Source organism: Veillonella sp. Ser01, assembly GCF_053850375.1.
Genome location: NZ_JBSPUA010000001.1, coordinates 137,949 through 163,027, shown reverse-complemented (window position 1 = coordinate 163,027; position 25,079 = coordinate 137,949). Strand labels below are relative to the sequence as shown.

The following is a 25,079-nucleotide window of genomic DNA, read 5'->3' as shown; positions in this document are numbered from 1 at the left end:
CTCCTATACACTATAGGTAAGAAATGTTACGGATGTGACAAGATCTAATTTTCCTTCAATGGCATTCCATCTTAGCATTAATTGACCATCATCACTGGTATATTCTTCTATGATGCCCAACTCCTTAAATACATCTAAGGATGTAAGGGCACTGCGATTATTTTGATCTGCCGGCTTACGGCGCAAAATTTCTTGTTCCACATTATAAACCGATTGACTACGACCACGCATAGCTTGTTTTACTATGACATACATTTGTCTAAGACCTTCCGTGGAAAGTGTAATCGGCTCTTCAGTGAGCGGTTCAATAGCTTGTATCATAAGCTGTGGAGAAACCATCCCTTGCCATTCATTCTTTTGCAATGAAAATGCTACTTTCACCACAGTTCCAATGAATATAGTTTTAAATAAATCAGGACGATTCCAAGCAATGGCATCCAATGTGCCACTAGAGGTTTTTAAAATCACCTTGCAGTGATTTTTCAATTGTCCCATAAGCATTATATCTTGTACGGTTGCTTCCATAACCGCAAAGACCGGCGTACTATTGGCCATACCATATGGCTCAAGGGCTGATACACGGTCAATAATATCTACATCGATATCATCAACGGGTAGTTCCGCATCAATAGCAACAACAGGAATGTATTCCTCTGCTGTTACATGCTCCTTACAATACGCAGTCAAACGGTCTCGCAATTCATCTATACGATTTGCATCAATACTGAAGCCTGCTGCTGCAGCATGGCCACCGAATTGTAATAACACATCTTCGCAAGACTTCAGTGCATCGTAGATATTAAAACCATCGATACTACGGCAAGAGCCTTTGCCAATGCCATCGTGGATACTAATAACCAGGGTCGGCTTATAAAACTCCTCAACTAAGCGAGAAGCCACAATACCGATAACACCAGGGTGCCAGTCTTCACCGGCTACAACGGTTACATAGTCGGCCTTATGGCCTTGGTTAGCCACATCGATACGAGCTAGTTCGTGAATATTTCTCTCTAGTTCTTGACGCTCACGATTTGTTTCGTTTAATTCTTCAGCAATCGCTTCAGCCATGTCAGCATTATCAGTAACTAGTAACTCAACAGCACGTGTTGCATGGGTTACGCGACCTGCTGCATTGAGTCGTGGAGCTAAGGTAAAACCAATATGTCCAGATGTTATAGTTCGTTCATGGAGACCGGCTACATCGATTAGCTTTTTAATCCCTAGATTTGGATGACTATTCATCTTTTCAAGGCCTGCTTTTACGATGATGCGGTTCTCACCGACTAACGGCACAACGTCCGCCACAGTGCCTAATGCAACGATATCTAAATCATCTAAATACCATTCACCAGTCTTTGTAAGCCACAATGCTTGGCATAATTTAAAAGCAACCCCAACACCGGATAAGTTCTTATCCTTGTAGTGACAATCCTTTTGTTTGTGGTTAATAACAGCCTTTGCTCGTGGAATCATATCTGGTGCCGTATGATGATCCGTAATAATCATATCGATACGGTCACGTACAGCCTCAACAATATCGTAAGAGCTAATACCACAATCCACGGTAATTACTAAAGCTGTCCCCTGCTCTATAAGATGCTCTAAAGCCTCTAAATTGAGGCCATACCCTTCACTTTGACGCTCTGGTATGTAATAGGTAACATCAGCACCTAGTTTCTTTAAAAAGCGATATAGAACAGATGTGGCAGTAATGCCATCTACATCATAATCACCATAAATAACGATTGGTTCATGTTTTTCAATTGTCTCCTGAACTAGCGAAACAGCTACATCCATATCTTTTAATGCGAATGGATCTAACAAATCAGACAAAGAGCCTTGTAAAAACCGACGCCCTTCATCAACATCTATGTGGCGATTAACCATTAATTTGGCCACAATAGGATTCACACCAAGTTCACGGATTAAGATATTCTCTTGTTCTTTGTCGCTTGTGGAAATGCGCCAACGTTTTTTCTTAATCATCATATCCCTCAGTAGTTTATAATCAATATTAGTATAAAACTTCAACGTATTATCATTATCATTTTTATTTATTATACATCAAAAAGTGAATAAAATAAACTATTTTATATACTTTATTCTCATTTAAACTTTGTGTTTTTCTCAACAAAAAAGAACCTCCCATTATCAATAGGAGGTTCTCGATCAGTGAATTACTTAGAACCGGAAGTCTCGTTCGCCGTCTTTCATCTGTGCAATATAAGCTTTAGCTTTATCTTTAACTAAATCATTTTTGATATTTTCTAACTGTTGTTCAATAACCTTAGCGCCATGAGATTTAGTTTTTTCGTCACCATAATCCATGATGTATTCGTTTAATGTCATCAATGCATTAGGTTGGCAACAGTTATGGATTTGGCCGGATTTAGCGAGGGCCATAAATCTGTCCCCTGTTCTACCTGCTCGATAGCATGCAGTACAGAAACTAGGCACATATCCAAGATCTAGTAACCAATCTACGATTTCATCTAATGTACGTGTGTCACTGCGATCAAATTGAGCCGAATTATCCTCTGGTTTCTCTTCTTCTTTGTAACCACCTACGCTAGTACGAGAGCCACCACTAATTTGGGAGATACCTAATGCCAAACCGCGTTCACGCATGGATTGACTTTCACGGGTAGACATAATCATACCTGTATACGGTGTGGATACACGAATAAGAGCAACGATTTTCTCAAATATATCGTCAGGTACAGCATTACTGAAATCATCTACATCGATATCATCAGCTGGACAAATACGAGGTACAGAAATAGTATGTGGACCTACACCAAATACAGCCTCTAAATGCTCTGCATGCATCAATAAACCTACAAAATCATATTTATAATGTTCTAAGCCATAAAGAACACCGATGCCAACATCATCAATGCCACCTTGCATAGCGCGGTCCATCGCCTCTGTATGGTAGGCGTAGTCGCTCTTAGGGCCTGTTGGATGAAGTGCTTCGTAGTTTTCTTTATTGTACGTTTCTTGGAATAATGTATATGTACCAATACCAGCTTCATGTAATTTCTTGTAATCCTCAACGGAACAAGCTGCAATATTTACGTTTACACGGCGAATTTCGCCATTTTTATTTTTAATACCGTAAATAGTCTTGATAGATTCCAAAATATATTCAAGAGGATTATTAAGAGGATCTTCACCAGACTCAATAACAATGCGCTTATGCCCCATTGCTTCTAAGGCAATAACCTCTTCTCTAATTTGGTCTTGAGTCAACTTTTTACGTTTAATATCGCGATTTTTAGAATGGTACGGACAGTATACACAACCATTAATACAATAGTTAGACAAATATAATGGTGCAAATAGAACGATTCGATCCCCATAAATAGCTTTCTTGATTTCTTTAGCTAACGCATAAAGCTTTTCCTTATATTCAGGCAACGGACATTCTAATAGAACAGCTGCTTCTCTATGGTTTAACCCCTTAAATGTAGCAGCTTTTGCTAAAATAGCATCTAACAACTCCCGATTTTCCTTGTTTTCCTCTGCATAGGCAAGGGTGTCAAGGATTTCCTGATGGGAAATAAATTCCTCCGCCTTTGGAGATTTTACATCATACATAGTACTTACCTCAAATCTTTCTAGTGGCAACGCCACCCCTCTTTAGGTATATGAAAGTATATGACAACCAGTCTTCTGGTATTTCACTGATACTGTACATAGTATACCACTATTCCTACTAAAAAACATAGGAATTTGACACACAATAATAAAAGGTTACTTCCTCATAAGAGGAAGCAACCTTTATAGTATGGGAATTTCTAATTTATATCGATTATCTATATCGAATATGACTAAAATGTATGTAATTAAATTAATTCCTTATTTACTATTAAGATTTTAATAAAAATTACTTATATAATTGATTTCTAGTATTAAAAAATGTCCTATACGACAACTGGCACGTAATAAAACAAGCAATTGATATAGTGGATAACGACATAAATGTAACGATCATCTGATATTTTACAGCTTCTAATGGAGGCATGCCTGCTAGGATAAGACCAGTCATCATACCAGGCAAAGCTACTATTCCCAATGTTTTTGCACTATCTACAGTAGGTTGTAGGCCCGTCTTTATAACATCACGAACTATTGCTTTCGAAGCTTGTTTAGGTGTACTACCCAAGGCTAATTTAATTTCCACCTCTTGTTTACGCAATTCAAAATTTGATAGCATTTGACGATAACAAAGCCCAATGGCTACCATAGCACCACTAATGACCATACCACCAACAGGAATCAATTGGTACGCAGTAAAACTAAGTACACCAGTTACCAATAAAACAGATAAGGTTATCCATGCACCAATGGTGATAGCAAACCAAGAAATCCATAACGCATGCGGAATCCCTTGCCCTCGTTTAGCTGAGTTATAAGCCGCATTAAAAGCCATAAATCCAAGTAAGCCAATAATAAATATTGGACTTTCCGTACTAAAAATATACGATAAAATAAACCCGATGACTAATAGTTGAACTGTAGCACGTACAGCACTGATGAAAATATCTTTCTCTAACTTCAACTCCTGCCGATAGGACATGAACATACTGATAATAACTAGTACGGATGCAAGACACAAGGACATAGTAGAAATACTGTGAAACTGACTCATCGCAATACCTCCTCTTTTGCTAATTGACCATCTACGATAGTGATACGGCGATTAGCAGTACGCAAGCTTTGCTCTTCATTATGAGTGATGGAGATGATCGTGATTCCCTTTTTATGAAGCTCATCAATCACATTTTCTACAATAGATGTATTCGTCGCATCTAAGGCAGACGTAACCTCGTCTAAAAGCAACACTTTAGGCTCGAAAATAAGGCTCCGAATGAGGCATATTCGTTGCATTTCACCACCAGACAACTCATCATTACGGCGCTCCATATAATTTAGAGGCATATGTAGTAGGTCAAAGAGATATTCTATACGATTCATATCCGGCTCTAAACCGCGAATATCGTAAGGAAATAGAATATTGTGACGTACTGTTTTCGCAAACAAATAAGGTCTTTGAAAACAGTACCCCACCTCTCTACGATAAGATTCAGGATCTATAGCCGTTAAGGGGCGACCATTATAAGTAATAGTTCCCGATGTAGGACTAATCAGATCACTACATAATTTTAAAAGTGTACTTTTACCACTTCCAGAAGGACCTACAATAGTAATATAATCGCCTTGATTTACCGATAAAGATACATCACTGATAATAGGTTTGTCTTTTACAATATAAGATATATTAGATAATTCTAACAGTGCCATAATGCCCCCTATCTCGTCATATGTATATTAAAAGCAAAATATCGACTCACTGTAGCTAGTTATATAGTAATTTTAAGTATAATGATTCTAACTATTATATCATTGCCCATATGATAATGCTAAGCTTAATTATGATATATCTATTAGACACATACTACAGAAAAGCAAAAAACCCCTAGTGGAAAACCACTAGGGATTAATAGTCTATGTAAAATTAAGCTTCTACAGGGTATACGCTAACTTTACGGTTGTAACGACCAGCACGTTCGAATGCTACTTTACCAGGCACAAGTGCGAATAAAGTGTCATCTTTACCGATACCTACGTTAGTACCAGGGTGGAAGTGAGTACCACGTTGACGAACGATGATGTTACCGCTCTTTACGATGGAACCATCATGGCATTTAACACCAAGACGTTTAGATTCACTGTCACGACCGTTACGAGTACTGGACACACCTTTTTTATGTGCGAACAATTGCAAATCAAAAGTAAACATTAAGTTCACCTCCTATATTTCGTGTATTTGGACAAACTCTGGATATTGATGGCTAATTTCCTTTAAACCAAGGATCATAGTGCCCAGAATATCCTGTCCACTCTGGTTAATCGTACCAGAGAGAACCATATCACATTGACCTTCGCTATTCGTATATTCCCCTTCTTGCTGAGCAATCTGGGTAAGTCCTAACATTGCCGTTGCCGATAAGGCAGACACTGCAGCACATACGATATCGAAGCCATGCTCATCATATCCTGCATGACCGGATAGGTGACAACCAATGACTTGATCTTCACTATTCCGCTGGATTTCAATGGAAACCATAATTAAGCTTGGATAGATTCAATACGAACTTTTGTGAACGGTTGACGATGGCCTTGACGACGACGGTAGTTGGATTTAGCTTTGTATTTGAATACTAAGATTTTTTTACCTTTACCATGCTCAAGAACTGTACCTGTAACTTTTGCACCGTTTACAAGAGGAGCGCCAACTTTAACGTCGCCGTCATTCACTACAGTCAAAACTTCTTCGAATGTAACGGACTCGTTAGCAGCTGCTTCCAATTTTTCGATAGTAATTACATCGCCTTCAGCAACGCGATATTGTTTACCACCAGTTTTAATAATTGCGTACATGAGAACACCTCCTTGTTATCGAACTCGCTGAATTCGGTATCCCGACCCGAACTTCGGTCGGGCGTTTAAACCTGCTTCACGCGGATTGCAAAGTTCAGTAAACCGAACTAATACTGATATAGTATATCGTATTTACCTATCTATGTCAAACAAAATTCAACATAAACAGCTCAGTTTATGATACTTTCATATATATACAAACCTCTAAAATTCTCCGATAATTCCAAGGTGTTGTAAAAGTATTTTTGTACCGATGAGAATCAATACACCCCCACCTAGTATGTCTGCATATTTTCCCACGAACTGGCCCATAAATTTGCCTAGGTACACACCAATAAGAGAAATACCAAAGGTAATTACCCCTATCATAGTAGAGGCTTCCCATACATTAATAGGTAGAAAAGCAAAGGTTAAACCAACCGCCATCGCATCAAGGCTGGTGGCTACGGAGAGCATCATCATTTCCCAAGCACCTAAAAACTGTTTATCATCGTCTTCATCATCATCACTGAGGCCTTCTCGTATCATAGCAACACCTAAATAGCCGAGAAGTCCAAAGATAATCCAATGATCCCATTCAGATATGACATCGATAAACTGGCGACCAATAAGCCATCCCATAACAGGCATGAGAAACTGGAATAACCCAAATAAGAATGCCAATGTAACCTTTCGGCCATTTTCACCTACCGGCATTGATAAACCTTTACCAATCGATACACCAAAGGCATCCATAGCAAGACCAATACTAATTAATATAATTTCAAATACAGACACGAAACTCACCTATAAAAACTACTTACTTATTCTGCTACTGCCATCAAAGAATATCCTTCTCGGCTAATTTGTGAATTCACTACAATCGAAATCTTACGCCCTATAGAATCACCTAACTCCTCAAGGACAGCCTTAGTTAAGTATTGAGCTACCTCTGGATGGACTTCAATTTCTAGATTAGATTTAATGCGACCTGATTTAAACAGCTCACGTATACGACGGATAATTTGCATATATACAGTTCTGCCTGACAACATGTATCCAGTGCCCCCACATTGAGGACATGTATCAAACATCAATGTTTGCAAACCTTGACGGGCACGCTTTCTTGTCATCTCCACAAGACCAAGCGAACTAATACCACATACCACAGTTTTCATCTTATCTAACTTGGCTTGTGCACTCAACAATTTTAACAACTCTTGTTGATGGGACTTATCCTTCATATCGATAAAATCGACGACGATAATACCACCAATATCGCGCAATCGCAATTGTCGACAAATTTCCTTTGCCGCCTCTTTATTGACTGTAAAAGCCAGATCTTCTAACTTATTAGACTTACCTGTGTAATGAGCCGAGTTTACATCAAATACGGTGAGAGCCTCCGTATGATCAATGCGGATAGAACCACCGGAAGGTAGATTAATATCACGAGAGATAAGATCTTCTAATTGTGGTTCAATATGATTGGCTTTAAAGATAGGTGTGCTACCACGGTGACGTGTCACTTTAATTTGCTGTGATGTAGGTCCATGACCTAAGAGATCCAGCAATCGAGATTCGCCCATATCGGAATCGACGATGATTTCTGCTACATTTCGATGCGCATAGTCACGTACAAGGCGGAACCAGAAGTCCGCATCACTATAGAGATCAGTACCACTCTTAGCCACCTTAAATCGTTTTAACACATGTTGCCATGTACGCCATAGATATTCCATATCACGACCGATTTCGTCAGCACTAGCCTTAGCGGCTGCGGTACGAATAATAAATCCACAGCCTTCCTGTACATAAGGCGCTGCTAATTCTTGTAATTTAGCACGTACTGCTTCATCAGTAATTTTCTTAGAAATATGCATGCCTTCAGAATATGGTAAAAGCACCATAAAGCGCCCTGCCAAACTCACATCAGCTGTAACGCGAGCTCCTTTACCAAGCATTTCCTCTTTTACCACTTGTACGAGAATTTGCTGTCCCACAGATAGGCGTGGCAAGATTTTCTGTTCTTTCCCCTGTTGAAGGTTCAAATACGCATTTTGAGAGCCCCCTATATCAACAAAGGTCGCTTGCATACCGTTTAATACGTTCTTAACAGTACCTTTGTACATATGATTTGCCATATGAGACTCATCAGTACGTTCTAGGACAAAATCTACTAACTGCCCTTCTTCGTCGATAACAGCCATGCGAATTTCTTCTCGCATAACATTGACCAAAATTTTATGCATCCTATCCCTCCCTTCGTTCAATTCAAAATATATAGGTCTTTTAAATCACTAAAGCTTATATAACCGCTTAAGATTTATGTAAAAAGTACTAGTAATTAATTTCCAATGGAGTGTAACGGCCTTCTTCGTTTTCCACCATAATGGCTTTACGGTGAATTTCATAGCCCGTCGTAATAGGCCAGTTATATTTATCTTTACCAAGGTTCCACACTTCGCTAGGTTTGATTGTACCTTGTGGATAAATGCCGATGCCCATAGTAAGGGTAACCATACCATCCTTAACAGATGCTACGATAGGTTCTTTTACAAATTCTTTCACATCAATGATACGAGTTTTCTTTGGAGTCACCTTTTCATAAGAAATCTCCGTAGCTTCGTTGAAAGATTTGAGCAACGCATCCCAATCCGCATGTTCATCCGTTACAGGACCCGTAACTTCGTAAATAGCAAAGTTACAGATAGCCATCATTTTTTTAACCTTTTCAGGCATTTCCTTGCCACCTAGCACCTCAAGACCTGGCGGTGCTACGCGGTTCAAACGTTCCATAATAGACTCTAAAGAGTCCTCTTCTAGCACATCCATATCGATATATTCAGCCGCCGCTGTTACACCTAAAGCAAGTGCGGAGGAGAAGCTAATTTTCATATGTGGATTAAAGCCTTCAGAATAAGCCATTTTAATTCCGGCGCGGCGAATCATACGTTCTACTGCTTGTGCATAATCAAGGTGCGACAAGAATCGCAATTTTTCGCCTTTATTTAAGGCCAAACGTAACTTTTTCAACTCTGCCACCCTCCTTATAGTCAATAATTGCAGTATTTAGCTCTGGACATACGTTACAGCCCTTACATGGACCGCGACGGCAATCACTTGTTAAATTTGCCTCTACCGCTTGTTCCCACTCTCGTTTTAAGAAGGCTTTACTTACGGTGCAATCTAGATGATCCCAAGGTAATGGCTCGTCGAAATCACGAGTACGACGTGCAAAATATGCAGGATCCAAACCACAATCAGCAAATGCTTTTAACCAAGTTTCATAGTTGAAGAACTCAGTCCAGCCATCAAATTTACAACCTGCTTCCCATGCTTTTACAAGAACCTTAGACAATCTACGGTCCCCACGAGCAAAAGCAGCCTCCATGTAGCCAGTATAGCCATCATGGTAATGATAAGAAATATTACGGTTATTGATGAGAGATTTTAAATAGCGTTGCTTACGATGAATTTCCTCTACATCTTGTTGACCATACCATTGGTATGGAGAATGTGTTTTTGGTACGAAGAAGGATACGCTAACGGTTACAGAACCATTGCGTTTACCCGTAATATCGCGGTGTAAATCAAGCACCTTATACGCCAAATCAGCAATGCCTGCTAGGTCTTCATCAGTTTCAGTAGGAAGGCCCATCATGAAGTACAATTTAACTGTATTCCACCCCGATTTAAAGGCATTTGTACACGCTGCCAATAAGTCTTCTTCGCTAACGCCTTTGTTAATAACATCGCGCATGCGCTGTGTACCTGCTTCAGGAGCAAAAGTAAGACCACTTTTACGTACTTGTTGCACCTTTTTCGCAATATCGATGGAGAAACTATCGATACGCAAGGATGGCAAGCTTACGCTCACTTGTTTGTCTTTGAACTCTTCCATGAGCATGTCTACTAGCTCTGGCAATTTAGAATAATCCGCAGAGCTTAAGCTCATCAAAGAGATTTCATTATAACCAGTGTTAGCAATCGTATCCTTAGCAATTTGAAGCAAACGCTCTGGCGTTTTTTCACGAACAGGACGGTATAACATACCAGCCTGACAGAACCGACAGCCCCGTGTACAGCCACGGAACAATTCTAGTACTGCCCGGTCATGCACGATATCCAAGAATGGCACTACAGGTTTTGTAGGGTAGAACACATTTTCTACATCTTCTACGATGCGTTTCTCTACAGCTGCCGGTACATCTTCAAAGCGAGGTGTAATCGATTTAAAATCACCTTGCTCTGTATATTCCACATCATATAATGCAGGACAATAGGTACCAGGAATTTGAGCCACTTTACGCAAAAACGCCTCTTTACCACCTGGGAAACCTTTTGCTTTTTCAGCTTTATAGAGATCGATAAATTCATCGCCCCATTCTTCGGACTCACCAAGAGATACAATATCAAAGAAATCTGCAATAGGCTCTACATTAAATGCACATGGACCACCACATACGAGTAACGGGAAATCCATATCACGATCTTTAGCGTACATAGGAATGCCAGCCAAATCGAGCATATTCAAGATATTAGTAAAGCTCATCTCATATTGAAGCGTAAAGGCTAGTACATCAAAGTCTTTAATAGGCGTACGAGTTTCCAAAGAAAATAAAGGAATGTTGCGCTTGCGCATCTCCTCTTCCATATCGTGCCAAGGTGCAAACACACGTTCCGCTGCTGCATCATCACGACGGTTTACAAGACCATATAAAATTTTGATACCCAAATGGCTCATGGCCACTTCGTATACATCTGGAAAAGCTAATGCCATTGTTACATCAACAGTACTGTGATCTTTTACGATACTGTTATATTCACCGCCCGTATAACGAGCAGGCTTTTGGACATGTTGTAACCATGACGTATCTAATTGAATCATACATCCTCCGTCTTTTCTGAAAGACTTCTTTCACAATCAATCCTATATACATAGGTTATTTAAAAAATATATTTTGTCCGTTGCATTGCGATATTTAACAAAATACCGATACTCAACATATTTGTAGTCAATGCACTAACACCATAACTAAGGAATGGCAATGGAATACCAGTAACAGGCATAATACCAATGGTCATACCTACGTTTACGAGTACCTCAAAGGTAAACATGGTGGCAATACCTGTAGCTAATAACATACCAAAATTATCATTGCACATATACGCCACTTTAATGCTGCGATAAATAAGCATAAAGAGTAATAATAATACTATGATACAACCTACAAAGCCAAATTCTTCACCAATAACGGAGAAAATAAAATCCGTATGGTTTTCTGGTAAGAAGTTCAACTGACTTTGAGTACCATTGAAGAGTCCCTTACCAAAAATCAAACCAGAACCAATGGCAATCTTAGATTGAATAATATGATAGCCAGATCCAAACGGATCAATATCTGGATTTAAAAATACGAGAATACGTTGTTTTTGGTATTCTTTCAGTACAAACCAGCCTAAAGGCATCAATAATAAACCAGTGCCCGCAATGATTTTTATGAGTCTTGTTTTAATGCCAGAGATAAATAGCATCCCCACAAAAATGGCAATGTACACAAGAGATGTACCTAAGTCAGGTTGTAAGAATACAAGCGCAATAGGCACCCCAACATATAATACAGGCATTATTAAAGACTTAAATGTATCTAACTTGCCAATACGGGGCTCTAGCATTTTCGCCATACAGATAATCATCAATAATTTAGAAAATTCTGATGGCTGAATGGTAATAGGACCCAATTGAATCCACCGTTGAGCACCCAATGCAGATGTACCAACAGCCATAACAGCAATTAACATCAAAAGAGTAATGCCATAAATGATATTACCCCAATCCTTTAATCGATGATAGTTAAGGAATTGCATGCCTATCACAACAGCTGCATTAGCAAGGAAAAATATAAGTTGCTTTACTACTAAACTACCAAATCCAATAGGCTCTTGATTAACATGAGTTGCACTGCCAATAGCTGCTAAGCCAATGCAAACTAGTAGAAAAGTACATATGATAATAGCCCAGTCGCTATCATTCCATAGTTTCCGCCACATCATATCACCTATTTCAATTTACGACGGCGCCATAAACTTTGCTTACCTTGTACTAATAAACGCTGAGTAGTCCATCCACCGCGATTAATATACAAAACAGTATTTGAATCCCCAAAGATAGACTCACCAGCTGAAGCAAGAGTCGGTGTACATGCTTCTTCTTTAGCCGCTTTTTTCTTAGTTACATAGGCATCAAATTGTTTTTGTACATCATAATCTTCCCAACAATCACCTGTTACAACATAGTCTACAAGAGGTGCTAATACATTACGAAACTCATGAGAAGCAAGGTCTAACAAATGACCATCTTGTGTATATGTTAGGATATCTTCATCATAAGGAATCATAGCCCCTACATACTCGGCGCGAAGGACTTCCAACATATCATATAAATCTATGTCTTCACTATCTACTGACACTGCATTAAAGGCAATAGCAAAGTCCCGAATATTATGTTCTTGACACACTTGAATCATACGCGCCCCATTGCGCAAGGATACCCACAATGGATGTGTCACAACGATACAACGACTCACAAGATCTAAAATTGACTCAATGCCCTTACCAATCCCTGCTGGTGCATCAATCAAAATATAGTCATATACATCACAAAGCCGACGAACTAATTTCTTATACTTCTTTCGACCTATATCTTCCCAACGTGCACTTTGACTAGCCGGTAAGAAATCTAGATTTTCTGCAATTGATACAATAGCATCATCTGTATATTCTTTATCTTCACTCGCATCAAGTGCATCATAGATAATTTCATCTGCCACGCCTAACACGAGATCCAAATCGCGCAATCCAAAGTCCCCATCACAGAGCAATACGCGATGCCCTGCATGACTTAAGGCTGCACCCAAGCATGCAGTGACGGTCGTTTTACCTACGCCACCCTTGCCGGATACAACACCAATGATTTCGCCCATACTAATCCTTTCTTGGTTGCCCACTTGTTACTGCATTCTGAGGTTTCTGCCCATTAGGCGTATTCCCTACAGTTGCACTATCTTTATTACTTTTAGTATTTGTATCATTCGTTTTTTTATTTAATGGTACATTGAAATATGCGGCTAACACATCTCGTACGATTGGACCTGCAGAGCCCGCACCAAAGCTACCTTGTTCAACAAGTGCAACCACAACAATTTGTGGTTTATCATATGGTGCATAGGCTACAAACCAGCCATGATCCCGGCCATGTGCATTTTCTGCAGTACCAGTCTTACCAGCTACATTAATTGGAAAGCCTTTAAATAAGTCCCCTGCTGTACCACCTTCGTTTGTAACATCACGCAAACCTTCTCGAATAAGGTCCATAATATTTTTTGGAACTGGTAGAATACCTAATTTATCAGGACCAAAAATCTCTTTCGGAGTACCATCTTTATTATCAATACGGCTTACCACATAAGGTTTATATTTAATACCACCATTAGCTACTTCGCTGAGTAAAACAGCCATTTGCAATGGTGTAACTAAGGTAAAAGATTGACCAATAGCAGCATCGAAGGTTTCACCTAAGTACCAATCTTCATCATATACTTTTCGTTTATACTCAGGGCTTGCCATAATGCCAGACGCCTCACCTGGTAAATTAATACCAGTCTTTTCGCCAATGCCAAAATAAGCAGCATATTTATCGAGATTTTCTATACCAACGCGATTACCCATTTCATAGAAGTAAACGTTATCTGACTTAGCAAGTGCTCTATTAAAGTTAAGCCATCCTAAGGCTTCACCTTCTGCATTTCGCTTATCGATCAACCAGTGCTTACCACTGTCAAAGATCATCTCTTCAGGAGTAACCTTTTTAAGATCTAACGCTGCTGTACCGGTAATAATCTTAAATGGTGATCCTGGTGGATATTCACCAGAAATAACCTTATTATCAAATGGATGATTTTTATCATTATTCAGCTGGTTCCATTGAGCAGTTGTAATTCCTTTAGAAAACCAGTTTGGATTGAATTCAGGCGCACTGACCATAGCTAAAATAGCTCCTGTATTAGGATCCATGGCCACCACTGCTGCCCCTTGTGCTGGAATACCTTGCGCACGCAATTGATTGAGCTGATTCTTAACGGCCTCTTCAGCGGCCTTTTGAAGATTTACATCAATGGTTAAATGAATATTAGCACCTGGCACTGTATGTTTTCTATCTACCTCAGCCACAGGACGACCTGTAGCATCTACCTCAACTTGTTTACCACCATCAGTACCACGCAAGATTGAATCATATAATTTTTCGAGACCAGAACGACCTAAAATAGTACCGCCACTTACCAGTGTATTAGGGTCTTGCTGTTTTAGCTCTTCTAATTCCTCTTCACTCACTTCACCAACATAACCAAACAATTGAGAAGCCATCGTTTCATATGGATAGTATCGAAGTGGCTCAACATCAATGGTTACCCCTGGTAATTCATGACGATGCTCTTCAATGGTTGTCACTACGTCCATAGAAATATCATTAGCAATACGTATTGGCTCATAACCATACTTGTGATCATTAACCTTCTTTGTAATATCTTCAGGCTTCATTTTTAATAAAGCTGCCAATTTAGCAACTTCACCATCATCCAAAGCCTTTCCGGTAGGCATGATAGATATAGTATAGGCAGGTCGAGAGCCTACAAGAATTTGACCATTACGATCATACATAACGCCTCGTGCTGCAGTCATCGGTACCATGCGCAATCGGTTGCCTTCCGCCTTGGCTTGATAATAGCCACCAGCCAAGATTTGTAGCATAAACAAACGCAATGCTAACACTATAAATATGCCCGCTACAATGTAAAAGAGTACATCAAAGCGACTCGTTTTTCTTCGTTTATAGAGGCCTTCAAGCACTCTTTCACCCCCTTACTAATTTATTACCAAATATAATCTTGCTGTTCGTCCTTACGCCACAATAATCCATGTACGATGGCAGCCAATAGACCGTTCCAAAATAGTACCGGTATAACCATATGCCACATATATAACCCTATATGTAAATCCCCGCCACTGGCCAATATCATTAAGCTGCGGATAAATCCATCAAGCAACGTACAAATGGCTACAATAGCACTGGACCAATACCAACGTTCTTCATAGAGTCGATGTTTCACTGCGGATAATATGTAAACCACAAGAACGTAAGGGAATAAATGGAGCCCAAAGAAGTTAGATATTAATACATCATGTACAATACCACCTATAACAGCTGCCATCAAACCCATATAACGACCTTTAAATAGTGTGACCATAACAATGATGGTCAAAATTAAATTTGGTAACCAATTCGTATGAAAAATAGCAGGCAATAATTGGGCCTGTATAAAGTAAATTAAGAATCCACAGAGGACTAAAGCTAGACGCATCATGGTTTAACGGCCCCCTTTGCCCCTTCAACTTGATCCCGTTGTGTTTGAGGTACCAGTTTAGGCTCAAGCCCTGGTTTTGGTGGTGCACTTACGGAAGATGATGTAAGGACAAACACCTCTTCTAAACGATAGAAGTCCACACTTGGTGTAATTACGGCATTCTTTACAAAACCTTCTGTATCATTTTCAATGGACTGTACATTACCAACAGGCAATCCTTTAGGATAGATACCACCATACCCAGAGGTGATTAATTTATCCCCTACTAATACATCACCATCACGGGCAATATTTACCATTAATGGCGTACGAGGTGAGTCACCATTACCTTTTACGACACCAGATAGGCGAGATTCAGGACGTTGTACAATAACACCGATTGCACTACGTGGGTCAAGAATGGTTTGTACTCGAGACGAGTGAGGGTATACATCGGTAATAAAACCAACTACCCCACTTGGTACAACGACAGCCATATTGACAGCCATCCCTTCTTCACTACCCTTATCGATAGTGAAAGTATTTGTCCATGTGCCGTAATCCTTTGTAATAATACCGGCTAAAGTCATGGAGAATTCCGGATGATTGCTCTTATAGTTGAGCAATTGACGAAGTCGAATATTTTCTGCTACTACTTCATCATAGTTAACAACCTTTTGTTCTAATGCAGCCTTGCGAGATGCTGCCTCATCACTTTCAATAGTTGCAGAAATAGCATTATTGAGCACTGTAAAACCGGTTTGTACACCATCAAGCAAACGGGCAGATCCATAAGCAAATGGTGTTGTGATACCTTCAAGAGTGACAGTAACAAAAGGAATACTAGTTCGTTGTTTCCATGCAAATCCGAGCAACGCTAATAGGATACAGCTAATGACAACAACGATAATTAACTTTTTATCTGACTGTATCATATTAGTCTTGGCCCTTTCTATTTTTAGAATTCACAATAAAACGTGATAAGCTCACCAAGTCAGATGAAGCCCCGTTAAGGCCCACAACGACTTTTGTGTCTGGTGCATCTGGAACATGTACAGGCACACCTAACTCGCCCCCAATACGCTCAGCCAAACCCGACAATTGCGCAGTACCACCAGTAAGATATATTCCATATTGCATAATATCTGCTACAATCTCAGGTTCAGCGGAACGAATCATTTGTTTCACTTCATCTAAAAGGCCAACAATACAGTCATTTACAACTTGATATACCTCTGACTGATGAATAACACAACGTCTGCCTAAACCATTCATCATATCACGGCCTTGAAAGGCATATTCCGCATCTTCTAAAGGTGCCATAGCAGTGCCTACTGTATGTTTAATATCTTCTATAATTTCTTCAGAAACGATTACACCAAAACACTCGCGTACATAGCGTAGCAATGCATTATTGATATCTGAACCACCAAAGCGTATGGTTTTACTATCTACAATGCCTCCCAATGAAACAATGCCCATATCGACAGTGCCACCACCAATATCAATGACCATAGATCCACGAGCTTCAAAGATAGGTGCACCGCAACCAATGGCTGCAGCCACAGGTCGTTCGATAAGAAATACTTCGCGTGCTCCAGCCTGAATAACAGCATCCATCATCGCTCTTTGCTCAACGTCGGTCATCCCACAAGGAACACCAACAAGAACTCGAGCGCGGCGCAATGCATTAGACACTTTATTCAGAAAATAGTTAAGCATCGTGTGCATAACTCGATAGTCCACAATAAATCCATCTTTTAATGGTGTTAAAGGGCGCCACATATCAGGCATACGCAATACAAGACGTGCCGCTTCATCCCCAACGGCTACTACTTTTTCTTGTTTTGTATCAGTTGCTATAATAGATGGTTCGCTTATAACAGTTCCTCGCGTCCCCCCCATGAGGCGCGTCTGTATGGAACCAATATCTATACTTACATCTTTTCCTAGAGTAGGTAAAATGGAACTCATAGTAAAATCTCCTTCATTACATCATCATTCCATTTTACCACATATAATGCGACTTTATCTATTGAATAGAAAAAGCACTCCTATAATGATGTCTACATCCCTTCACTGAACAAATCAGAAAGAATGAACTCATTATTATGAGTGCTTTTACTATTAATATGTGTATTCTCTAACTAAGTTTACCTATTTCACTAAGGCTAGTGAATTCATTATCACCAATGATAATATGATCTAACACTGGTATTCCCATAAACTGACCTGCACTGACAAATAACTTGGTAAGCCGTATATCTTCGTCACTAGGCCGACTATCGCCAGATGGATGATTATGTATTAAGATAATGGCTGCCGCATTACAAGCTATGGCTTTCCTAAAAACAGCTCGCTGCTCTACGAGGCTAGATACTAAACCTCCATTCGAAATATGTTCTAACTGAATCAACTTATTCCGAGACGTCAACATAGCTGCCCATACATGCTCCACCTCTTCGTGTCGCAGGCGCTCCATTACATATTGAGCAATGACAAAAGGTTGAGAAAAATCTTCGTATGTTTCCTTAATTTTTAGTTCCCCTAATCGTCGCCCCATCTCAAGAGCCGCACACAAAGTTACCGCTTTATCTGTGCCAATTCCCTTAATTTTTACAAGCTCTTCAACGGTCATTCTATTAAGACCGTACGCCCCATCATCATAGGACTGTACGATATCACTCGCCAGCGATATGGCAGACTGACCTTTCACCCCAGTACGCAATAAAATAGCTAGCAATTCCTCCATCGCCATATGAGATGGTCCTAAAGCAAGAAATTTTTCACGAGGACGCTGAAATGGTAACATGTCTTTTACACTTACTGTTGGTACTTCCATAGAATCTCTCCATTCAAATAGATAACACCATTTGTAAATCTAACTACACACATCTACTCTCTTACTATATTAATAGCGCACAGCACAGCACAGCACAGCACAGCACAGCACAGCACAGCACAGCACAGCACAGCACAGCACAGCACAGCACAGCCGATTATAGCATCATCGCCATCAAATGATAGTATTATTTAGCACCTAATGCTTTACACAATTCATCGTATACATGTTCAACAGGTAATCCTACCACATTGGTATAAGAGCCTTCTATCTTCTCTACCCACAAAGCACCTTTACCTTGTATGCCATAGGCGCCAGCTTTGTCCATAGGTTCGCCACTAGCAATATAGGATTCTATTTCAAAAGGAGCTAATTTTTTAAAATACACCTTTGTTTCATTATGAAAAACTATTTCTTGACCTTTAATAAGCAAGGCTACACCAGTAATTACAGAATGAACTTGACCTGATAAACGCTCTAGCATATGACGGGCCTCAGATTCATCATAAGGTTTACCTAGCACTTGATTGTCTAATACGACAATCGTATCAGCACCTAGTACGATACTCCCTTCAGGTACGTCTACAGCCGCACGGGCCTTACCTAAAGCTTGTGCTTTCACCATTTCAATAGGATCATCATAACCCTTATTAGCCTCTTCATAGGTACTTGATACAACAACATGATCAATACCAACTTGTGTTAATAGTTCAGTTCTTCGTGGTGATTGGCTCGCCAAATATAATCCAGCCATTTGCACTCCTTTATCATATACGAATATTAGTTAATTTCACCTTTTTATAAATAAAACCATTCCAACTAATTTTGATAATATAAATTAGAAAATATTTGTAAATTAAACAAGAATATCAGGGCCATCCTTTTCAGGTGTAGTTAACTTTTTATAGTACTCTTGTACATCTTCGCCATGTTTTACCGCATCAGCACGGACTGCAGCATAAAACACAATGTCCGCTTGAGGCACACGGATACGACCTGGTACATGTTCCTCTAAGATGTCAAAAAATTTATCATCCGCTTTCAATAAAAGGCGACCATTTTGAACCTTATCACCCTTTACAATCGCATACACTAGAGACCAAATAGGACGTGGATCAGAAGTTGAACATTTTCTATATTTATATCGATATTTAATATTTGTCAATAATTCACGTTCAAATTTAAATACGCCATCAATCATATCGTAATCTACCTCAAAATGGCGCTTTCTAAATATAGAAGATTCTTCAATTACTAATTTTGTATCTGTCAAAATATAGGTATATCGACTAACAGCTTGTTTAACAATTACGATGATAGCCATAATTTCAATAAAATATTCTGCTATTAAAATAGTATGCAAGTTAATACTACGATATGTAGTGTAGCCAACACCACATAATAATAGAATAACAAAACATAATACTAGCCACTCTGCACTTTTAGCACGCTGAGATTTTTCTTCATATAATACTGTCATGTGTTACCCCTTTAAAAGAACTACTACTTTATAACTATACATTCTATTATAAGGTATTCTAAGTATAAAAACTACAAAAACCCCGCCTATATCTAAGATATAGACGGGGTTTTATGACTCTATTAGTCACCTAGTTCAGATACGAACTATATTATTTTTTCAAGGATGCTGTAATACGTTGAGTATCGCGAGCAATCATGATTTCTTCGTTTGTAGGGATTACGAAGATTTTAACTTTGGAGCCTTCAGCACTGATTTCTTGTTCTTTACCGCGGATGTTGTTGCGTTCAGGGTCAATGCGAGTACCCAAGTATTCTAAACCGTTGCAGATTGCATCGCGGTTACCAATACCGTTTTCACCAATACCAGCAGTAAAGATGATAGCATCTACACCACCCATAACAGCAGCAAAGGCACCGATTACACGGCGAACTTTGTAATGGAACATGTTCAATGCTAATTGAGCACGTTTGTTACCATTAGCTGCTGCTTCTTCGATAACACGGAAGTCATTGGACACACCGGAAATACCAAGTACACCGGATTTTTTATTCATAATAGTGTCTACTTCATCGTAGTTCATGCCAGTTTTGTTCATCAAGAATGGAACGATAGCTGGGTCAATATCACCAGTACGAGTACCCATGATCAAACCAGACAATGGAGTAAAGCCCATTGTAGTATCGATGGAGCGACCACCTTTAATAGCGGATACGGAAGAACCATTACCTAAGTGACATGTGATGATGCGAAGATCAGACATGTGTTTACCCATCAATTCAGCGCAACGTTGTGCAACATATTTGTGGGATGTACCATGGAAACCGTAACGACGGATGCCATAATCTTCATAGTATTCGTAAGGAAGCGCATACATGTAAGCTTCTTTAGGCATTGTTTGGTGGAACGCAGTATCGAATACAGCAACTTGTGGAACATTAGGCATGATAGCTTGGCAAGCTTCGATACCTTGAATGTTTGGTGGATTATGCAATGGTGCAAGAGAAGCACATTCTTCCAACGCTTCCATAACAGCTGGAGTGATCAATACGGAGTCAGCGAATTTTTCACCGCCATGTACTACACGGTGACCAACAGCGTCGATTTCGTCCATAGACTTAATTACACCATATTCAGCATCAACTAAAATATCAAGTAAAATACGAAGAGCTTCTTTATGATTCAAAATTGGTTCAACGCGTTCTAATTTATCTGCGTTAGGACGTTTATGAGTGAAGATAGCGTCTTGATCACCAATCTTCTCAAAAAGACCTTTTGCCAATTCTGTTTCAGTTGTCATATCAAGTAATTGATATTTCAAGGAAGAACTACCGCAGTTAACTACTAATACGTTCATCGATTAACCCTCTTTCTGTTGTGTAACTTGAATCTTGTTTTGAATTTCTTTGCTGATATCAGCACCTACCTGATCCTTTTCAGGATATTGGTAGACTATATTCCACAATACGCCATGATCTAAGAATACGTATTGAGAAAATCTAAATGTTTGCCCTTGAGTTGTATAAGTCACATCAAGCTTTTTAGCAGATGCGCCTTCTAAAGCTACAGACTCTTCTTTGATGGTGCCGCCCAATTTAGTAAACTCAGATTTGCTGCGGTTAACATACTCATCCACCGTTGGCAATGGTTTATTTTCACCGGCACGCAAAGCCTCAACCTCAATCACCATATGTTCCGTAACCGATCCATAAATATCAATTGGATACCCATCATCAGACATATTTTTTGTGCTTTTACCCATTTCATAAGGCAAAGCAATGGTAATTTCAGATTGACCAGCACGGATAACTTGATGGCCAAAACTATATGTATCCATTACATTTGTAGAACCACATCCCGCCATTGCTAGTAGCGCAGCACCGAGCAGAGCCCCTTGTAATGTACGTTTCCAATTTTGTTTCATCATATACCTCACATCAATTCAGCATTTACAGTTAATTATAGCCTATAGAACAAATAAAATCTACAAAAAACTTTAGTTTTACACACATTTTTACGTCTATTTTTTTACTATACGGCCTCTTAAGTTCAAAATTTATTTACAGTCTTTCTATGCTTTGTTACACTAACACTAATGAAAGGAGTCACTATGAAAACCATCGGTATTATTTGCGAATACAATCCATTTCACAATGGTCATGCACATCAACTACATACATTAGCTACAAAATACCCTGATGTATTGCGCATCTGTATTATGAGCGGCTCCTTTGTACAACGTGGCGAACCAGCCCTTTTCTCAAAATTCGATCGCGCTCGTTGGGCTATTCTAGGCGGTACAGATATCGTTATCGAACTTCCTACGCTTTATTCGTTAGGTAGTGCCCAACTATTTGCTTCAGGTGCCATTCAATTAATTAAATCTTTATCTATTGATATGCTGTCCTTCGGTTCTGAAACAACTGATTTAAATCAACTCATCCATATGGCTAAACGTATGGATTGTGAAAGCACCCAAAATGAATTACGCAATTATTTAAATGAAGGCATGTCCTATGGTACAGCCTTCCGTAAAGCGCTAGGCTCCGAATCACTTAACACACCTAATGCCTTATTAGGACTTGAATATATCCGCGCTGCATTAAAATATTATCCAAACTTAGAATATATTCCTATTCAGCGTACATCTGATCACCACAATCACAATTTCAATCAAGAGTTACCATCCGGTACGGCATTGCGTCAACTCATCACTACTGCTAATCCCTTAGATATGTGTTCAACGCTTCAAAGTACTATTCCAACACCAATTCTAGATGATATGACGCATAGAATCACAAATGATGACTATGTCGACTACAACAGATATTATAATATGGTACATATGTTGAGTCGCCGCATGAATGCCAATGAATTAGAGCATTTTGTTGATTTTACTGAAGGTATTGAACACTTGTGGTTAAAAGCAGCACAACAGCCTTCATGGGAATCTGCCATTGAGCAAATAAAATCCAAGCGCTACACCTACGCCCGTTTACAGCGTATGGGTGCATATCTTACATTAGGCATTACAAAAGACTTGATAAATATCGCTATGCAAGACGGTCCTCAATACGCTAGATTACTAGCCTTTAACGACAGAGGACGTCAATGGCTGAGAACTGAACATGACATTCCACTCATTCAAAAATGGGCTAAAGCACCTACTCAGCTCAACAATCTTGGAAAATCTATGCACCACATCGACACGCTAGCTACAGATATTCAAGCCTTATGTTTCCATAATAAAGCTAACCGTATAGGCCATACAGACTATACATATACACCACAATATATTAAATAAAAAGCATATTTAATTTAAATAAAAAGGGGTTACAATACAGGTTATTCCTGTATTGTAACCCCTTCTTCGCCATCTAAATCAGTTACAGCAACCCGTACACTTTCAAGATGTGAAGTAGGAATATTTTTACCTACATAATCTGCTCGTATTGGTAATTCTCGATGACCACGATCTACGAGAACTGCCAACTGAATAGATTTAGGTCTACCAGATGTCATCAATGCATTTAATGCTGCACGAATGGTGCGCCCTGTGTAAAGTACATCATCAACGAGGATAATTGTTTTCTCTGTTGTATCAATCGTACAGGGTTCCCCCTCTTTTTGACGAGCATCACGATCATCGCGATACATAGCCACATTGAGAGATTCACATTCAATATGGATACCTTCAATACGCTCAATTTCAGCTTGTAAACGTTTTGCTAAAATAACACCACGTCGTTCAATCCCTACAATGAGAGCATTAGATAAGCCTTTATTACGTTCTAGAATTTCATGACTAATACGACGGATAGCACGCATAATAGCATCTTGATCCATCAATAAGCGTTTCTTTTCCATATATACGCCCTTATAGCACAGAGTCTTCTATGCCCTTTCAACAAATATAGTTAGAAAATTATCTAGTAATCCACAATATAAGTTAGACAGTTTAATTTTCCATTAATTTCGTTTATTTACGTTTATCCTCACGATATGTCTTAGCAAACTCGAGACACGCTTTAAAATCATCTGGAAGTGGTGCCTCAAAATGCATAGCTTCACCTGTAATAGGATGTTTTACATCTAGAGATTTAGAATGTAATGCTTGCCCTTCAATAGGGAAGTCCATACGACGGTAACCATAGAACGGATCATTAACAACAGGATGTCCAATATGAGCAAAATGTACACGAATTTGATGTGTGCGCCCAGTCTCTAAATTACATTCAACCAGGGTTTGATGGCCAAATCGTTCAACTACATTAAAGTGAGTAACTGCATCCTTACTATTTTCAAAGACAACAGCCATTTTCATACGATCCTTAGGATGTCTTCCAATAGGAGCTTTAATAGTACCCTTTTCTTCTACAATATTACCTTGTACTAATGCTAAATATGTCCGTTTAGCAGAATGCTCCTTTACCTGCTCCGCTAAACCTATATGAGCTGCATCATTTTTAGCAGCCATCATAACACCAGATGTATCCTTATCTAAACGGTGAACAATACCAGGTCTAATCTCACCATTAATACCGGACAAATCCTTACAATGATATAGCAATGCATTAACAAGTGTACCCGAATAATTGCCCACCGCAGGATGAACAACCATACCACGTTGTTTATTTACAATGATAATATCATGATCTTCGTACAATACATCTAAAGGAATATCTTCCGCCTTTACCTCTACCGATTCAGGCTCTGGTACCTCTACATGAATCACAGTATTTGGTGTAAGTCTAAGATTTGCCTTACCAATCTTATTACCAACAGTAACGTGACCACCTTTTATTAAGCTTTGAATATAGCTACGAGACCCTTCCATTTGTTCAGTTAAAAACACATCTAGTCTCATGCCGTCTTGCTCAGCACTTACAATATATTCGTTCATCCTCTACCTCTCTATGAGTTAAGT

Annotated in this window: 25 protein-coding genes; 1 reads left to right on the top strand and 24 read right to left on the bottom strand. The window is 39.3% G+C overall.

Annotated features, from left to right (window positions below):
• Nucleotides 1-3 precede the first annotated feature (3 nt).
• The 22 genes from recJ to ACWTVK_RS00660 all read right to left on the bottom strand — a co-directional run bounded on the left by recJ (nucleotide 4) and on the right by ACWTVK_RS00660 (nucleotide 22,076).
• Nucleotides 4-1,986, bottom strand: coding sequence for a single-stranded-DNA-specific exonuclease RecJ (gene recJ, locus ACWTVK_RS00765; RefSeq protein ID WP_456045991.1), 1,983 nt, complete (start codon nucleotides 1,984-1,986; stop codon nucleotides 4-6).
• A 195-nt stretch (nucleotides 1,987-2,181) separates the two neighbouring features.
• Nucleotides 2,182-3,600 carry a [FeFe] hydrogenase H-cluster radical SAM maturase HydG gene (gene hydG, locus ACWTVK_RS00760; RefSeq protein ID WP_456045637.1) on the bottom strand — a complete coding sequence of 473 codons (1,419 nt, stop codon included), beginning with the start codon at nucleotides 3,598-3,600 and terminating at the stop codon, nucleotides 2,182-2,184.
• Between the two features lie 289 nt (nucleotides 3,601-3,889).
• On the bottom strand, nucleotides 3,890-4,654 hold the full coding sequence (locus tag ACWTVK_RS00755) for an ABC transporter permease (RefSeq protein WP_456045636.1): 765 nt from the start codon (nucleotides 4,652-4,654) through the stop codon (nucleotides 3,890-3,892).
• Complete coding sequence (locus ACWTVK_RS00750) at nucleotides 4,651-5,307, bottom strand: ABC transporter ATP-binding protein (RefSeq protein ID WP_456045635.1); 657 nt, start codon at nucleotides 5,305-5,307, stop codon at nucleotides 4,651-4,653. Before ACWTVK_RS00750 ends, ACWTVK_RS00755 begins: the two co-directional genes overlap by 4 nt.
• Before the next feature lie 214 nt (nucleotides 5,308-5,521).
• A complete protein-coding gene (gene rpmA, locus ACWTVK_RS00745) occupies nucleotides 5,522-5,806 on the bottom strand; it encodes a 50S ribosomal protein L27 (RefSeq protein ID WP_004696430.1) in 285 nt (94 codons plus the stop codon).
• A 12-nt stretch (nucleotides 5,807-5,818) separates the two neighbouring features.
• A complete protein-coding gene (locus ACWTVK_RS00740; protein ID WP_456045634.1) occupies nucleotides 5,819-6,133 on the bottom strand; it encodes a ribosomal-processing cysteine protease Prp in 315 nt (104 codons plus the stop codon).
• Between the two features lie 2 nt (nucleotides 6,134-6,135).
• Entirely contained in the window at nucleotides 6,136-6,447 is a 312-nt protein-coding gene (gene rplU, locus ACWTVK_RS00735; RefSeq protein ID WP_004698652.1) for a 50S ribosomal protein L21, read from the bottom strand.
• Between the two features lie 204 nt (nucleotides 6,448-6,651).
• Complete coding sequence (locus ACWTVK_RS00730; RefSeq protein ID WP_316596271.1) at nucleotides 6,652-7,224, bottom strand: manganese efflux pump MntP; 573 nt, start codon at nucleotides 7,222-7,224, stop codon at nucleotides 6,652-6,654.
• A 26-nt stretch (nucleotides 7,225-7,250) separates the two neighbouring features.
• Nucleotides 7,251-8,678, bottom strand: a complete 1,428-nt coding sequence (locus ACWTVK_RS00725; protein ID WP_456045633.1) for an Rne/Rng family ribonuclease — start codon at nucleotides 8,676-8,678, stop codon at nucleotides 7,251-7,253.
• An 88-nt stretch (nucleotides 8,679-8,766) separates the two neighbouring features.
• On the bottom strand, nucleotides 8,767-9,462 hold the full coding sequence (locus ACWTVK_RS00720; protein WP_456045632.1) for a TIGR03936 family radical SAM-associated protein: 696 nt from the start codon (nucleotides 9,460-9,462) through the stop codon (nucleotides 8,767-8,769).
• Nucleotides 9,434-11,317, bottom strand: coding sequence for a TIGR03960 family B12-binding radical SAM protein (locus tag ACWTVK_RS00715; protein ID WP_456045631.1), 1,884 nt, complete (start codon nucleotides 11,315-11,317; stop codon nucleotides 9,434-9,436). The genes ACWTVK_RS00720 and ACWTVK_RS00715 overlap by 29 nt, the downstream gene beginning before the upstream one ends.
• Nucleotides 11,318-11,376: 59 nt before the next feature.
• Nucleotides 11,377-12,480, bottom strand: a complete 1,104-nt coding sequence (rodA, locus tag ACWTVK_RS00710; protein WP_297937112.1) for a rod shape-determining protein RodA — start codon at nucleotides 12,478-12,480, stop codon at nucleotides 11,377-11,379.
• Nucleotides 12,481-12,488: 8 nt separating this feature from the next.
• Entirely contained in the window at nucleotides 12,489-13,412 is a 924-nt protein-coding gene (locus ACWTVK_RS00705; RefSeq protein WP_456045630.1) for a P-loop NTPase, read from the bottom strand.
• Nucleotide 13,413: 1 nt separating this feature from the next.
• Complete coding sequence (gene mrdA / locus ACWTVK_RS00700) at nucleotides 13,414-15,336, bottom strand: penicillin-binding protein 2 (protein WP_349224430.1); 1,923 nt, start codon at nucleotides 15,334-15,336, stop codon at nucleotides 13,414-13,416.
• 23 nt (nucleotides 15,337-15,359) lie between these two features.
• Nucleotides 15,360-15,851 carry a rod shape-determining protein MreD gene (mreD, locus tag ACWTVK_RS00695; protein WP_456045629.1) on the bottom strand — a complete coding sequence of 164 codons (492 nt, stop codon included), beginning with the start codon at nucleotides 15,849-15,851 and terminating at the stop codon, nucleotides 15,360-15,362.
• A complete protein-coding gene (gene mreC / locus ACWTVK_RS00690) occupies nucleotides 15,848-16,765 on the bottom strand; it encodes a rod shape-determining protein MreC (protein WP_295232062.1) in 918 nt (305 codons plus the stop codon). The genes mreD and mreC overlap by 4 nt, the downstream gene beginning before the upstream one ends.
• A gap of 1 nt (nucleotide 16,766) precedes the next feature.
• The gene (gene mreB, locus ACWTVK_RS00685; protein ID WP_295232065.1) at nucleotides 16,767-17,804 is read right to left on the bottom strand and encodes a rod shape-determining protein; all 1,038 of its coding nucleotides are present in this window, start codon (nucleotides 17,802-17,804) and stop codon (nucleotides 16,767-16,769) included.
• A gap of 169 nt (nucleotides 17,805-17,973) precedes the next feature.
• Nucleotides 17,974-18,672 carry a RadC family protein gene (gene radC, locus ACWTVK_RS00680; RefSeq protein ID WP_303939482.1) on the bottom strand — a complete coding sequence of 233 codons (699 nt, stop codon included), beginning with the start codon at nucleotides 18,670-18,672 and terminating at the stop codon, nucleotides 17,974-17,976.
• A gap of 187 nt (nucleotides 18,673-18,859) precedes the next feature.
• Nucleotides 18,860-19,426 carry a Maf family protein gene (locus tag ACWTVK_RS00675; RefSeq protein WP_456045628.1) on the bottom strand — a complete coding sequence of 189 codons (567 nt, stop codon included), beginning with the start codon at nucleotides 19,424-19,426 and terminating at the stop codon, nucleotides 18,860-18,862.
• A 102-nt stretch (nucleotides 19,427-19,528) separates the two neighbouring features.
• Nucleotides 19,529-20,152, bottom strand: coding sequence for a hypothetical protein (locus ACWTVK_RS00670; protein ID WP_129823183.1), 624 nt, complete (start codon nucleotides 20,150-20,152; stop codon nucleotides 19,529-19,531).
• 151 nt (nucleotides 20,153-20,303) lie between these two features.
• Nucleotides 20,304-21,509 carry an acetate/propionate family kinase gene (locus ACWTVK_RS00665; RefSeq protein WP_456045627.1) on the bottom strand — a complete coding sequence of 402 codons (1,206 nt, stop codon included), beginning with the start codon at nucleotides 21,507-21,509 and terminating at the stop codon, nucleotides 20,304-20,306.
• A 3-nt stretch (nucleotides 21,510-21,512) separates the two neighbouring features.
• Complete coding sequence (locus tag ACWTVK_RS00660; RefSeq protein ID WP_456045990.1) at nucleotides 21,513-22,076, bottom strand: hypothetical protein; 564 nt, start codon at nucleotides 22,074-22,076, stop codon at nucleotides 21,513-21,515.
• Between the two features lie 186 nt (nucleotides 22,077-22,262).
• Between ACWTVK_RS00660 and ACWTVK_RS00655 the strand changes: the two genes are divergently transcribed.
• Entirely contained in the window at nucleotides 22,263-23,456 is a 1,194-nt protein-coding gene (locus ACWTVK_RS00655) for a tRNA(Met) cytidine acetate ligase (protein ID WP_456045625.1), read from the top strand.
• A gap of 41 nt (nucleotides 23,457-23,497) precedes the next feature.
• Here ACWTVK_RS00655 and pyrR read toward each other — a convergent pair whose 3' ends face one another.
• Complete coding sequence (gene pyrR / locus ACWTVK_RS00650) at nucleotides 23,498-24,019, bottom strand: bifunctional pyr operon transcriptional regulator/uracil phosphoribosyltransferase PyrR (protein ID WP_296005579.1); 522 nt, start codon at nucleotides 24,017-24,019, stop codon at nucleotides 23,498-23,500.
• Between the two features lie 112 nt (nucleotides 24,020-24,131).
• Nucleotides 24,132-25,055, bottom strand: a complete 924-nt coding sequence (locus ACWTVK_RS00645; protein WP_456045624.1) for an RluA family pseudouridine synthase — start codon at nucleotides 25,053-25,055, stop codon at nucleotides 24,132-24,134.
• Nucleotides 25,056-25,079 lie beyond the last annotated feature (24 nt).